General features: G+C 68.7%; 11 protein-coding genes and 1 riboswitch. Of the genes, 8 read left to right on the top strand and 3 right to left on the bottom strand.

Features of this window, described 5'->3' with window-relative positions; translation table 11 throughout:
• Nucleotides 1–4: 4 nt before the first annotated feature.
• A complete protein-coding gene (locus tag E6C76_RS00695) occupies nucleotides 5–568 on the bottom strand; it encodes a TMEM165/GDT1 family protein (RefSeq protein ID WP_136346355.1) in 564 nt (187 codons plus the stop codon).
• 66 nt (nucleotides 569–634) lie between these two features.
• A riboswitch (yybP-ykoY riboswitch) is annotated at nucleotides 635–770 on the bottom strand.
• Between the two features lie 373 nt (nucleotides 771–1,143).
• On the opposite strand from E6C76_RS00695, the gene E6C76_RS00690 reads away from it, so the two are divergent.
• From E6C76_RS00690 to E6C76_RS00675, 4 genes are read left to right on the top strand one after another with little or no spacing between them, the layout of a single operon-like run.
• Nucleotides 1,144–1,986, top strand: coding sequence for an AAA family ATPase (locus E6C76_RS00690; protein ID WP_136346354.1), 843 nt, complete (start codon nucleotides 1,144–1,146; stop codon nucleotides 1,984–1,986).
• Between the two features lie 14 nt (nucleotides 1,987–2,000).
• On the top strand, nucleotides 2,001–3,386 hold the full coding sequence (locus E6C76_RS00685) for an EAL and HDOD domain-containing protein (protein ID WP_136346353.1): 1,386 nt from the start codon (nucleotides 2,001–2,003) through the stop codon (nucleotides 3,384–3,386).
• 37 nt (nucleotides 3,387–3,423) lie between these two features.
• Nucleotides 3,424–4,602 carry a vWA domain-containing protein gene (locus E6C76_RS00680; protein WP_136346352.1) on the top strand — a complete coding sequence of 393 codons (1,179 nt, stop codon included), beginning with the start codon at nucleotides 3,424–3,426 and terminating at the stop codon, nucleotides 4,600–4,602.
• Between the two features lie 23 nt (nucleotides 4,603–4,625).
• Nucleotides 4,626–5,852 carry an HD-GYP domain-containing protein gene (locus E6C76_RS00675; RefSeq protein WP_136346351.1) on the top strand — a complete coding sequence of 409 codons (1,227 nt, stop codon included), beginning with the start codon at nucleotides 4,626–4,628 and terminating at the stop codon, nucleotides 5,850–5,852.
• 31 nt (nucleotides 5,853–5,883) lie between these two features.
• Here the strand turns inward: E6C76_RS00675 and E6C76_RS00670 are convergent, their stop codons facing one another.
• A complete protein-coding gene (locus E6C76_RS00670) occupies nucleotides 5,884–6,654 on the bottom strand; it encodes an oxygen-binding di-iron domain-containing protein (RefSeq protein WP_136346350.1) in 771 nt (256 codons plus the stop codon).
• A gap of 283 nt (nucleotides 6,655–6,937) precedes the next feature.
• Nucleotides 6,938–7,450: a MarR family winged helix-turn-helix transcriptional regulator gene (locus tag E6C76_RS00665; RefSeq protein WP_136346349.1), complete on the bottom strand. Its 513-nt coding sequence runs from the start codon at nucleotides 7,448–7,450 to the stop codon at nucleotides 6,938–6,940.
• Between the two features lie 179 nt (nucleotides 7,451–7,629).
• Here E6C76_RS00665 and E6C76_RS00660 point away from each other — a divergent pair, with 179 nt between their 5' ends.
• The 4 genes from E6C76_RS00660 to nifV all read left to right on the top strand — a co-directional run bounded on the left by E6C76_RS00660 (nucleotide 7,630) and on the right by nifV (nucleotide 12,697).
• Nucleotides 7,630–9,042: a chloride channel protein gene (locus E6C76_RS00660; protein ID WP_136346348.1), complete on the top strand. Its 1,413-nt coding sequence runs from the start codon at nucleotides 7,630–7,632 to the stop codon at nucleotides 9,040–9,042.
• Between the two features lie 90 nt (nucleotides 9,043–9,132).
• Nucleotides 9,133–10,755, top strand: coding sequence for a tetratricopeptide repeat-containing response regulator (locus E6C76_RS00655; protein ID WP_136346347.1), 1,623 nt, complete (start codon nucleotides 9,133–9,135; stop codon nucleotides 10,753–10,755).
• Nucleotides 10,756–10,757: 2 nt separating this feature from the next.
• Complete coding sequence (locus E6C76_RS00650) at nucleotides 10,758–11,369, top strand: sensor histidine kinase (RefSeq protein ID WP_136346346.1); 612 nt, start codon at nucleotides 10,758–10,760, stop codon at nucleotides 11,367–11,369.
• Between the two features lie 185 nt (nucleotides 11,370–11,554).
• Nucleotides 11,555–12,697: a homocitrate synthase gene (gene nifV / locus E6C76_RS00645; RefSeq protein ID WP_136346345.1), complete on the top strand. Its 1,143-nt coding sequence runs from the start codon at nucleotides 11,555–11,557 to the stop codon at nucleotides 12,695–12,697.
• The last annotated feature ends 37 nt before the right edge of the window (nucleotides 12,698–12,734 follow it).

Here is a 12,734-nt window from a genome sequence, read left to right as displayed (position 1 = left end):
CGCATCAGCTGCCTGCGCCGAACAGTGCCAGCAGGCCGAGCACCAGGAAGATCAGCGCGGCGATGCCGTGCACCAGGCGCACCGGCATGCGGTGCGCCAGCCGGTCGCCGATCAGCACGGCCGGCGCGTTGGCCAGCATCATGCCGAGCGTGGTGCCACAGACCACCCAGAAGAAGGCGTCGTACTGCGCCGCCAGGGCCACCGTGGCAACCTGCGTCTTGTCGCCCATCTCGGCCAGGAAGAAGGCCAGCAAGGTGGTGCCGAAGATGCCGTAGCGCAGCGGTTTGACCTCCTCCTCGTCCAGCTTGTCGGGCACCAGGATCCACGCCGCCATGGCGATGAACGAAAGGCCGAGCACCCAGCGCAGCACGTCGGGGCCGAGCACGCTGGTGATCCAGGTGCCGACGGCGGCGGCGAAGGCGTGGTTGGCCAGCGTGGCCACGAGGATGCCCAGCACGATCGGCCAGGGTTTGCGGAAACGCGCGGCGAGCACGAAGGACAGCAGTTGCGTCTTGTCGCCGATTTCAGCGAGCGCGACGATGCCGGTGGAGACGAGAAAGGCTTCCATGAACGGGGACGAACTCCGGGCCGGCAGGTTGGAACCATTGACCGCGCCGCCCCCCGGCCCTCGCGGGGTGGCACGGTCAAAGGTCTCGCCAGGCCCGCGGGCGCATCGCGCCCGCCACTGTCTGCGCCATGCCCGGACGGGCAAGTCTGTTGACGCAGGCCCCGGTCGCGTTGCCGGGCGGCTACTCCCCAATGACGGGGGCGGATTCTACGCAAGCCGGCGCGGCGCGGCAAACGAAAGCTCGCACGCCGGCACCGGCAGCACCGGGCGATCGCCGGCGCAGCCCGCGCCTATTACCTTTGTGTTGCAATGCGGGTATCGGCAAGGGCCCTGCCGGCAAGCACGGAATCGGCAAATGTATCAACAATTGACAATGTTCCAGTCCGCTCCGTCCAGCCGTGCCCGGCCGGCACGATTTCCCAGCATCCACAAGGAAACCGGGGCATTGCAGAGAACGCACCGTCCGGCGGCAGATACCCGCAGGGCGGATGTTCCGGCTCGTTCCGCACAGCGGTGCCGGGCCGGGCACATCTATAATCATGACTTCTGCCCAGCGGGCCCAGCCGGACGACGATATGCGTTTCGACGGAACCGACAGCTACATCGCCACGCCCGATCTCACCCTGGCGGTCAACGCCGCCATCACCCTGCAGCGTCCGCTGCTGATCAAGGGGGAGCCGGGCACCGGCAAGACCATGCTGGCCGAGCAGGTGGCCGAGGCGCTCGGCCTGCCGCTGCTGCAATGGCACGTCAAATCCACCACCAAGGCGCAGCAGGGGCTGTACGAATACGACGCCGTCTCGCGCCTGCGCGACTCGCAGCTGGGCGACGACCGCGTGCGCGACATCGCCCACTACATCGTCAAGGGCGTACTGTGGCAGGCCTTCGAGGCCGACACCCCCACCGTGGTGCTGATCGACGAGATCGACAAGGCCGACATCGAATTCCCCAACGACCTGCTGCGCGAACTCGACCGCATGGAATTCCATGTGTACGAAACCCGCCAGACCGTGCGCGCGCGCCATCGCCCGTTGGTGTTCATCACCTCGAACAACGAGAAGGAGCTGCCGGACGCCTTCCTGCGCCGCTGCTTCTTCCACTACATCCGCTTTCCCGACCGCGCCACCATGCAGGCCATCGTGGATGTGCACTTCCCCGGCCTCAAGCAGGCGCTGGTCGCCGAGGCGCTGGAAGTGTTCTTCGGCCTGCGCGACGTCCCCGGCCTGAAGAAGAAGCCCTCCACCTCCGAACTGCTCGACTGGCTGAAGCTGCTGATGGCCGAGGACATCCCCCCCGAGGCGCTGCGCGCCCAGGACGGCCGGGAGGCCATGCCGCCGCTGGCCGGCGCGCTGCTGAAGAACGAGCAGGACCTGCACCTGTTCGAACGCCTCGTGTTCATGGCGCGCAACCATCGCTGACCCGGACGGCCATCATGCTGAAGGCGCTGCGCGACTGGCTGAGCGACCGTCGCGAACCCCCAGGACCCACACCCCCTCCGGCCGGCGCGCAGGCATTCGCTCAATTGAACCGCAACGCGCCGCTGCGCGCCGGAACCGCCACGGGAGAAGACAGCGCCGCGGCCTCGCTCTCCTACCTGTGCCGCGAGGCCGTGCTGGGGCGCGACCAGCACGTCGCCGGCTACCAGTTCATGCTGCACGAGGGCACGCGCGGCAACATCCGCAACAGCAGCCGGCGCATCCACCACGTGTACGCCGAAGTGCTGGTGCGCAACCTGATCCATGCCGACATCGGCCGCCTGCTCGGCCATCGCCTGGCCTTCATCCAGGTGCCGGATTCCTTCCTCGCCCACCCCTGCCTGGCGGACCTGCCGGCGGGCAACGTGGTGCTGGAGATCATGCCCCACCCCGATCCGGGCGCGCCGGCGCCGGAAGCGCTGGTGGAAACCGTGCGTGGCCTGCGCCAGGCGGGCTTCCGCATCGGCCTGCCCAATCCGCAGGCCGTGCCGGAGCATGCCGCGCTGCTGCCCCAGGCCGACGTGGTGGTCGCGCGCGCGCCCACCCTGGATGCCCTGCGCCACGTCGAACTCGGCCGCCTGATCGCCGCCAGCGCCCCCAACGCGCGCCTGCTGGTGCGCGACCTGCCGGCGCTGGAGGATTTCCGCTTCGCCTACAAGATGGGCGGCGCGCTGTTCCAGGGCCCCTTCATCACCAGCCGGGAAGACTGGAGCGAAGGCGAACTGAGCCCCGACACGCTGCGCATCGCCGCGCTGATCAAGCATCTGCGCGAGGACGCCGACACCCGCAAGATCGCCGCGCTGATCAAGCAGGATGCCGCGCTGGCCCTGCGCCTGCTGCGCTACATCAATTCGGCCGCCAACGCGCTGCCGGAGCCCATCCAGTCCATCGAACACGCGCTGCTGATCCTCGGCCGTGCGCCGCTGCAACGCTGGCTGATCCTGCTGAACTGCGGCACGGCACAACGCGGCGGACGCTCCGCCGCCGCGCTGGAGGCCGCGCTGATCCGCGCGCGCATGATGGAACTGCTGGCGGCCCGGCGCGCGCCGGCGGAACGCGAGGAACTGTTCCTGGTCGGCCTGCTGTCGCTGGCCGATGTCATCATGCGGGCGCCGCTCGGCAAGATCCTCGCCCAGCTGGCACTGGCGCCGGCAATCCGGACGGCGCTGCTGAACGCGGAAGGCCCGCTGTATCCGCTGCTCGAACTGGCCATCGCCACCGAGAACGGACACGCCGACGCGCAGCGCGTACGGTGCGCCGCCGAACGCTGCGGCGTCGCGCCGCACCAGGCCTCGATCCGCCACCTGGAAGCGGTGATGTGGGCCATGGAGCTGCAGGCATGAACCGCCACATGGCCGTCCCGCGGCGGGAGCATGCCCCGTGCTGATCGACTTCTTCCTGCACCTCAAGGAGCGCGGGCTGCCGGTTTCCACGCGCGAATACCTGACCCTGCTCGAAGGTCTGCGCGCACGGGTGTGCGGGCACGACACCGAATCCTTCTACTACTTCGCGCGCGCCTGCCTGATCAAGGACGAAGCGCTGTTCGACCGTTTCGACCGCGCCTTCGGCGAGTACTTCAAGGGCATCGAGGCCCTGCCCGGCCTGGAGGCCGATCTGCCCGAGGACTGGCTGCGCGCGGCGGTACGCCGCCACCTCTCCGACGCCGAGCGCGCACGCCTGGAAAAGCTCGGCTGGGACCGCTTGATGGACGAATTCCGCAAGCGCCTGGAAGAGCAGAAGGCGCGCCACCAGGGCGGCAGCAAATGGATCGGCACCGGCGGTTCCTCGCCGTTCGGCAACAGCGGCTTCCACCCGGAAGGCATCCGCGTGGGCGGCCCATCCGCCGGCAACCGCACGGCGGTCAAAGTGTGGGACCAGCGCGAATTCCGCAACCTCGACGACAGCGTGGAACTGGGCACGCGCAACATCAAGGTGGCCTTGCGCCGGCTGCGCCGCTTCGCGCGCAGCGGCGCAGCCGAGGAGCTCGACCTGGACGGCACCATCGCCGCCACCGCCAGGAACGCCGGCTGGCTGGACCTGCTGATGCGCCCGGAGCGCCACAACGCCGTGAAGGTGCTGCTGTTCCTCGACGTGGGCGGTTCCATGGACGACCACATCCGCGTGTGCGAGGAATTGTTCTCCGCCTGCCGCACCGAATTCAAGCATCTGGAGCACTACTACTTCCACAATTGCGTGTACGAGAGCGTGTGGCGCGACGGCGCCCGGCGGCACACCGAACGCATTCCGCTGTCCGACGTGATCCACCGCTACGGCCCGGACTACAAGCTGATCTTCGTCGGCGACGCCACCATGAGCCCGTACGAGATCCTGCACCCGCACGGCTCCGTCGAACACATGAACGCCGAACCCGGCGCGGCCTGGCTGCGCCGCCTGCTCGACGCCTACCCGGCCGCCGCCTGGCTCAACCCCGAGCCCGAGCGCCTGTGGCCCTACCGCAAATCCATCGAGATCGTCCGCGACATGCTGGGCGACCGCATGTATCCACTCACCCTGTCGGGCCTGGCGCAAGCCACCGCCCGGCTCAACCGGCGGCACTGAGCCGCGCGTCCTCCGTCCCCATCATGCTCAAGCGCATCCCCATCACCCACCTCCGACCCGGCATGTACATCCAGGAACTCTGCGGCTCCTGGATGGAGCATCCGTTCTGGCGCAACTCCTTCCTGCTCGACGACCCGGGCGACATCCGGCGCATCGCCGAATGCGGCATCCATGAAGTGTGGATCGACACGGACAAGGGGCTGGACGCGCTCGGCGAAATCGAGGGCGCGGTGGACAAGGCCAGCCGCGACCGCGAGGTCGAGGACGAACTGCAGCGCGCGGCGGCGGCCCCGGCGGTGCAGCGCGCCTCCATGCGCGAGGAAGTGGAGCGCGCCACGCAGATCTGCGCGCGTGCGCGCGGCGCAGTGGTGTCGATGTTCGGCGAGGCGCGCATGGGCCGCGCCATCGAGGCCGAGGCGGCGCTGCCGCTGGTCGATGAAATCTCCCGCTCGGTGTCGCGCAACCCCGGCGCGCTGATCAGCCTGGCGCGCCTGAAGACCGCCGACGACTACACCTACATGCACTCGGTGGCGGTGTGCGCGCTGATGATCGCCCTGGCCCGCCAGTTCGACATGACCGAGGACCAGGTACGCCAGGCCGGGCTGGCCGGACTGCTGCACGACCTGGGCAAGGCGCTGATTCCCAATGAAGTGCTGAACAAGCCGGGCAAGCTCACCGACACCGAGTTCGACATCGTCAAGGCCCATCCGGTGAAGGGCCACGAGATGCTGCTCGAGGCCGCCGGCGCCGACGCGGTGGCCCTGGACGTCTGCCTGCACCACCACGAGAAGATGGACGGCACGGGCTACCCGCACCGCCTGAACGGCGAACAGATCAGCCTGTTCGCCAAGATGGGCGCGGTGTGCGACGTATATGACGCGATCACCTCCAACCGGCCCTACAAGGCCGGCTGGGATCCCGGCGAGTCGATCCGCCGCATGGTGGAATGGAGCAAGGGGCACTTCGACGAGAAGGTCTTCCAGGCCTTCGTGCGCAGCGTGGGCATCTACCCGGTGGGTTCGCTGGTGCGCCTGGAGTCGGGACGCCTCGGCGTGGTCATGGACCAGGGCAGCAAGTCACTGCTCAAGCCGCGCCTGCGGGTGTTCTACTCCACCCGCGCCGATGCGCACATCCAGCCGGAGATCGTCGATCTGGCGCGCCCGGGCTGCGCCGAACGCATCGTCGCCACCGAAGACCCGACGCGCTGGCACTTCAAGAATCTGGATCAGCTGTGGCGGGACGTCGCCTGACCTCCCTTTCTGGCGGGAAGGCGCCGCGCGCTCAGGGTGCGCGGTAATTCTGCTGGGTCATCAGGTCCACACCGCATTCGAGCTGCTCGACCCAGTCGATGAAGCGGTTGACCATCTCCTTGCCGACGAAGCGCGCGCCATGCTGCGGCACGATCATCTCGATGTCCAGCTCGCGCACCATGTTCGCCCACAGCCGGCAGACCTTGTTGGACACCATGTAGCGGCGGTGGAAGCCTTCCATCAGCGGCAGGTGCTGCTCGAAATCGCTGACCGGCTCGGAGGCGTGTCCGTGGTCCACCAGCGAGGCGCCCAGGTCGCCGGAGAACAGGATGCGCGACACCGGATCGTAGAACTGGAAGTTGCCCTCGGAGTGCATGAAATGGCCGGGCACCGCCTTCAGCCTGCAGCTGCCCAGCGGGATCAGCATGCCCTCGTCGGGAATGCCGATGGTGCGCGCGGAATAGTCGCGCCCGGTGGTGAAGTGCGGCAGGAAGCGCGTCCACAGCTTGGAAATCAGCACCCGCGCATTGGTGGTCACCATCCATTTGTTCAGCGAGGCGATGATGTCCGGGTCGGGATGCGAGGCGAGAATGTAGTCGAGGTTGCGGATCGGGAAGAAACGCTGCATGCCCATCAGCAGACCGTTGTAGGTCATGTTGCCGCCGGGATCGATCAGCGCGCCGTGATCGCCGTCCACCACCAGGAACTGGTTGGACTGCACCGCGTAATCGGCCCCCTCGTGTACCAGATCGTAGAAGGCCAGGCAAACGTGCTTGCCGTCGTTGAAGAGTTCGACCGCCATTTCGCTATCGCAGGGAAGACTAGGGAAGCCGCCGCCGCGCGGGCGGGACGCCGTCATGAAGCCGGCGTAACTCTACCGGAGCGCCCCATGGCCCGTGTGTGCCATGCCGCGATAACTTGACCTCGATCAAAAAAACCACCCCCTGCTGTGCCACTGCGCGGCTTTTTGCCTTGTTTGGGATGGCCCGGCGGCAAAAAAGAAGCGGCCCTGGGGCCGCTTTCAAACTGCTGTCCGCACATGTGCGAAACCGTTTGCCGACTTGACCCGCCGGCGGGGGTAATGCCTATTCGGTGAACGGCAGCGGCTGCATGCCGAAGCCTTCATCCATATTCTTGATCTGCACCAGCAGACCGTCCAGCTCGTTCTGCAGGCGCAGCAGCGATTCCTCGTCGAGCTTGCGCAGCGCCTCCGGCAGCACCCCGCGCGCGGGAGACGGCGCGCGCGCCAGCAGGTGCGTGCCCGCCTCGGTCAGGTACAGCCGGACCACGCGCTGATCGGCACTGGTGCGTTCCTTGCGGATCAGCCCGGAGGTTTCCAGCCGGTCGACCATGTTCGACGCGGTGGACTGATGCAATGCCATGCGGTTGGCCAGTTCGCCCACCCGCAGCCCCGGAGCCTCCACCAGTTCCTGCATCGCCCACAGCTGGGCGCCGGTCACGCCGCTCTGGCGTTCGATCCATTGCGAGTGTCGCTGGGCGGTGCGGATGAGCACCCGGAAACGCTGCAGCACCGACAAGGGAGAGATTCCAGACTGGATGGAAGTCTGATTTTTCTTCAAGGAAGGCTTGGTAGGCATCTGATGAGCCGCTCCGGACTATATTTGCTCGAATTGTGATTGTCAAAAAATTAACAAGAACCCCGTAACAGCGTATTGTATGGCGGGTGCAACACACGCGCCGGGGCTGTGGCCGGGAAACAACGCCCGGCGCAACCCGCGTTGCCTGCCCATTGCGACGAATCCACAATCCACACCCCATGGAGCCTCCCCCACCGTCCCCCGCGCGTGGTGAACGGCGCGATCGCGCCGCCGACCGCGCCCTGCGCCAGATCGCCCGCGGCAGCCGGCGCTATGCTCTGCCCTGGCTTTCGGTCCGGCGCTGGACCCTGCGCCTGAAGTTCGTCGGTGCCGCCCTGCTCGCCGGCCTGATCGCCATCCTGTTCGCCATCGGCGCCGAACTGGCCATCGAGACCCATGCCGGCGTAATGAACGCCGCGCCCTGGCTGGCACTGATCATCGCACCGGCCGGCTTCGCGCTGATGGCCTGGCTGTCGCGCAGGTGGTTCCCCGGCGCGATGGGCAGCGGCATTCCGCAGACCATCGCGGCAATGGATACCGAGGACGGCCGGGTACGCAAGAAGCTGCTTTCCCTGCGCCTGGCGATCGCCAAGGTCTTCCTGACCCTGGGCGGGCTGCTGTCGGGCGCGTCGATCGGGCGCGAAGGCCCCTCGGTGCAGATCGGCGCCTCGGTGATGAGCATGATCGCCGGCAAGAAGATCCGCCGGCTGGCCTCCAGCCAGGATCTGATGGTGGCCGGCGGCGGCGCGGGGGTGGCGGCGGCGTTCAACACGCCGCTGGGCGGCATCATGTTCGCCATCGAGGAACTGTGCCGCTACCGCGCCTTCAAGGCCAACAGCACCACGCTGATCGCGGTGATCTTCGCCGGCCTGATGTCGCTCGCCGTGCTGGGCAACTACACCTATTTCGGCCGTACGCCGGCCGCCGTGAGCTGGCCGGACGGACTCTGGCCGGTACTGCTGTGCGGCGCCATCGGCGGCCTGCTCGGCGGCGGCTTCAGCCGCCTGCTGATCGTCTCCGCGCGCGGCCTGCCCGGCCGCCTCGGCGAACTCTCCTCCAGCCGCCCGGTGGCCTTCGCCGCGCTGTGCGGACTGGGCACCGCGCTGATCGGCCTGGCCACCGGCGGACTGACCTACGGCACCGGCTACGCCGAATCCAAGGCCGCGCTGGAAGGCAGCGCCACGCTGCCGGTGTATTTCCTGCTGGCCAAGATGGCGGTGATCTGGCTGGCCTTCCTGTCGCGCATTCCCGGCGGCGTGTTCGCCCCGGCGCTCGCGGTGGGCGCCGGCCTGGGCGCCAACATCGCGCTGCTGCTGCCCTCCGAGCACGGTTCGGCGATCCTGGTGCTGGGCATGGTGGGCTTCCTCGCCGGCATGACGCAGACGCCGATCACCGCCTTCGTGATCGTCATGGAAATGACCGCCAACCACCAGATGCTGCTGCCGCTGATGGCCACGGCGGTGGTCGCCCACGCCTTTTCCAAGACGGTGGCGCCCATGTCGCTGTACCATGCGCTCGCCTTCCCGACCCTGCGCAGGGCGGAGGCCGAAGTGGCCGCCGAGGCGGCGGCGCGCGCCGGCACGGCCCGCTGAGCCCGTGCCGCGCGCGGGGGGCGTGCGGGCCATAGGCCGGCAGCCCCTGCGGTGGCATACTCCGCTCTACCAAAGTAATAGGAACTCGAATTGGCTTCCGTAACCGAGTACGCCGGCAAGCGGCTGTTGATCATCGACGACATGCCGGAGATGCGCAGTTCGCTGCGCAGCCAGGCCACTTCCATCGGCTTCCAGAAGGTGACCGCCTGCGGCCATCTGCGCGAGGCGCTCGACGCCCTCCGGCAGACTCCGTTCGACATCATCCTGTGCGACTACTACCTCGGTTCGGGCACCAACGGCCAGCAGTTCCTCGAATACCTGCGCACCCGCAGGATGATTCCGCGCAGCACGCTGTTCATCATGATCACCGCCGAGAAGAACCACGACGCGGTGATCACCGCCGCCGAGTGCATGCCGGACGACTACCTGCTGAAGCCGTTCACCGCCGAGCTGTTCAAGACCCGCGTCGAGCGCCTGCTCGACCGCAAGGCGCGCCTGGCCGAGATCGACGCCATGCAGGACAAGGGGCGCTGGGCCGAGGTGATCGCCACCTGCGACGAGATCATCTCCGCGCGCGACCGCTACCAGGTGGACGCCATGCGCATCAAGGGCAACGCGCTGATCCAGTCCGGGCGCCATGAAGAGGCCGCCGCCTACTACCGCAAGATCAACGACATGCGCCCGCTGCCCTGGGCGCGCCTGGGGCTGAGCCGCGCGCTGCGCGAAACCGGCAAGCTGGACGAGGCGCGCGAGCAGCTCACCACGCTGATCGCCGAGGCGCCGCACCTGATGGCCGCCTACGACCTGCTCGGCCACATCCACGCCGCCGAGGGCGATTCGGCCGCCGCGCTGCAGGTGCTCGACGACGCCTCGCGGCGCTCCCCCCACTCGCTGGCCCGCCTGCGCGCCATCGCCGAAGTCGCCGAGAGCGCCGGCGATTTCGAACGCGTGGAGAAGAGCCTCAGCCAGGTGGTGGACAAGACCCGCAACACCCCGCTGCGCGAAACCTCGGACTTCGCCCGCCTGGGCAGCGCGCTGACCGCCACCGGGCAGGCCGACAAGGCGCTCGCCGTGGTCGACGAGGCGCGCGAGGCCTTCCGCGGGGAGGCCGAGAATCCGGCGCTGGCCGCCGTGGAAGCCATCGCCCACCACTCGCTGGGCAATCCCGCCAAGGCTGAAGCCGCGCTGGAGCGCGCGCTGCAGGGCGGCGACCTCGGCCTGCTGCCGGCCAGCGCGATGCTGACGCTGGCGCAGGCCTGCCTGGACAGCGGCCGCGCCGACCAGGGCCAGGCCCTGCTCAAGCAGGTGGTGCAGACCAACCCCGAGGCCAAGGATGTGCATGCCCGGGTCACCAGCCTGATGGAGCGCCACGGCAGCGCGGACCAGGCCCGCAAGCTGGTCGCCGACAGCGTCGAGGAAGTCATCCAGCTCAACAACGACGCGGTGCGCTTCGGCAAGGAAGGACGCATCGGCGAAGCCGCGGAGATGCTCACCGCGGCCGCCAACCGCCTGCCCGGCAACCTGCAGATCGTCGCCAACGCGGCCTATGCCCTGCTGGTGGCCCTGCTCGCCAACGGCCACGACGCCGACAAGCTGCGCGAGGCCGAACGCTTCCGCCAGGCGGTGCGCGAACGCGCCCCCAACCACCGCAAGCTCGCCGACATCGACGCGCTGTGGGCCCGGCTGGCCGCCAGGCAGAACGCGCTGGAGTAGCCGTGAGCTTTCAGGCCTACGCCGCGCTGACCATCCACGACGTCAAGAACCGTCTGGCCACGCTGGCCAACCGGGCGCAGGCGCGCGGCGACGTGGATACCGTGCGCGAGGCCCTCAACGCCGCCGAGCTGCTCACTGCCCTGCTGGTGTGCTACAAGGCCGAGAACGGCTGGCTGGGCGCCGACATCGACGCCCACGCCCCCATCGACCTGATCGAGGAACTGGCCGCCGACTCGGCGCGCCTGGCCAGCCTGCCGGTGCGCATGCGCCCCGACGTGCCCGGCGAGGTGTTCTTCTACGACGAGAACCTGGTGCGCCTGGCGGTCAACGGCGCGCTGCACAACGCGCTGCGCCATGCGCAGCACGAGGTGTACATCGGCGCGCGCGCCGACGAGCGCTGGCTGGAATTCATCGTCACCGACGACGGGCCGGGCTTCCCGTCCGAACAACTGGCCGAATCCGCCTGCCCCGCCGGCGTTTCCGGCCAGGGCACCGGTCTCGGGCTGTACCTGGCCCGCCTGGTCGCCGACCTGCACACCCATGACGGCCTGCGCGGCGTGGTGCTGCTGCACAACGACCACGGCGCCCACTTCACCCTGCGCCTGCCGCGCTGAACGGCTCCGTTCCATCACGCGGCGCAAATCCGACACGGCGCACCGCCGCCTGTCGCATTCCCCACCATCGCCCCTCCCCGCTGCCGTACCCAACGCCTTGCCGCGCGCGGCTTCCGGTATTCCGCCAATACTGGCATCGCTTTTGCAGATGGATGCCGTCAGGTCGATTCCCGGGGGCGGACCTCATGGCAAGCGTCACCATCAACGACACCACGCTGCGCGACGGCGAGCAGACCGCCGGCGTGGCCTTCACCGCCGATGAGAAACTGCGCATCGCACGCGGACTGGCCGAGGCCGGCGTGCCCGAACTGGAGATCGGCATTCCGCCCATGGGCCCCGCCGAGCAGGAAGTCATCCGCGCCATCGTCGCCGAGCGCCTGCCCGCGCGCACCATGGTCTGGGGCCGGCTGTGCGAGGCCGACCTGGGCTGTTGCGCGGCCACCGGCGCCGACCTGCTCAACCTGTCCATTCCGGTTTCCGACATCCAGATCGGCCACAAGCTGCGCCGCGACCGCGACTGGGTGCTGAACACCATCCGCGCACTGGTGCCGCGCGCGCTGGAGCGCGGCGCCGAGGTCTGCCTGGGCGGCGAGGACGGCTCGCGCGCCGATGCGGAATTCCTCTTCCAGGTGCTGGAAACCGCCCAGCGTGCCGGCGCACGGCGCTTCCGCTTCGCCGACACCACCGGCGTGCTCGACCCGTTTTCCACCTACGAGCGCGTGGTCGCGCTGCGCGCGCGCAGCGATCTGGAAATCGAGATGCACGCCCACGACGACCTCGGCCTGGCGACCGCGAATACGCTGGCCGCCGTGCGCGGCGGAGCGACCCACATCAACACCACGGTGAATGGCCTGGGCGAACGTGCCGGCAACGCTGCGCTGGAGGAATCGGTGGTGGCGCTGCGCACGCTGTACGGCATCGTCACCGGCGTGCGCCCGGACCGCCTGCAGCCGCTGTCCGACCTCGTCGCGCAGGCCTCCGGCCGGCCGGTGGCGGCCAACAAGAGCATCGTCGGCAGCGGCGTGTTCACCCACGAGGCCGGCATCCACGTGGACGGCCTGTTCAAGCATCCCGCCACCTACCAGTCGCTCGACCCCGCCCTGCTCGGCCGCCGCCACGCCGTCGTGCTCGGCAAGCACTCCGGCACCGGCGCGCTGATGCGCGCCTGCCGGGAGCTGGGCACGGAACTGGATGCGGCACAGGCGGAACGCCTGCTGACCGCCGTGCGTGACTTCGCGGTGCGTTACAAGCGCCCACCCGAGACGGACGAACTGCGCCTGCTGCACCTGGACGCCAGCAACACGGCGGCCGTGGCGCGGCTGAACTGAAAAAACAAGGGCCGGCGCACAGGCGCCGGCCCCTTCT

The sequence above is a fragment of the Pseudothauera nasutitermitis genome (assembly GCF_004801295.1).
In the GTDB taxonomy this organism is placed as follows: domain Bacteria; phylum Pseudomonadota; class Gammaproteobacteria; order Burkholderiales; family Rhodocyclaceae; genus Pseudothauera; species Pseudothauera nasutitermitis.
The sequence above is the reverse complement of the archived record's forward strand: the minus strand, read 5'-3'. Positions and strand labels throughout refer to the sequence as shown.

Coding starts and splice junctions, on each gene's coding strand:
- E6C76_RS00665 (WP_136346349.1), bottom strand. CDS start 7,450: ATGCCTACCAAGCCTTCCTTGAAGAAAAATCAGACTTCCATCCAGTCT.
- E6C76_RS00660 (WP_136346348.1), top strand. CDS start 7,630: ATGGAGCCTCCCCCACCGTCCCCCGCGCGTGGTGAACGGCGCGATCGC.
- E6C76_RS00685 (WP_136346353.1), top strand. CDS start 2,001: ATGCTGAAGGCGCTGCGCGACTGGCTGAGCGACCGTCGCGAACCCCCA.
- E6C76_RS00670 (WP_136346350.1), bottom strand. CDS start 6,654: ATGGCGGTCGAACTCTTCAACGACGGCAAGCACGTTTGCCTGGCCTTC.
- E6C76_RS00695 (WP_136346355.1), bottom strand. CDS start 568: ATGGAAGCCTTTCTCGTCTCCACCGGCATCGTCGCGCTCGCTGAAATC.
- E6C76_RS00690 (WP_136346354.1), top strand. CDS start 1,144: ATGCGTTTCGACGGAACCGACAGCTACATCGCCACGCCCGATCTCACC.
- E6C76_RS00675 (WP_136346351.1), top strand. CDS start 4,626: ATGCTCAAGCGCATCCCCATCACCCACCTCCGACCCGGCATGTACATC.
- nifV (WP_136346345.1), top strand. CDS start 11,555: ATGGCAAGCGTCACCATCAACGACACCACGCTGCGCGACGGCGAGCAG.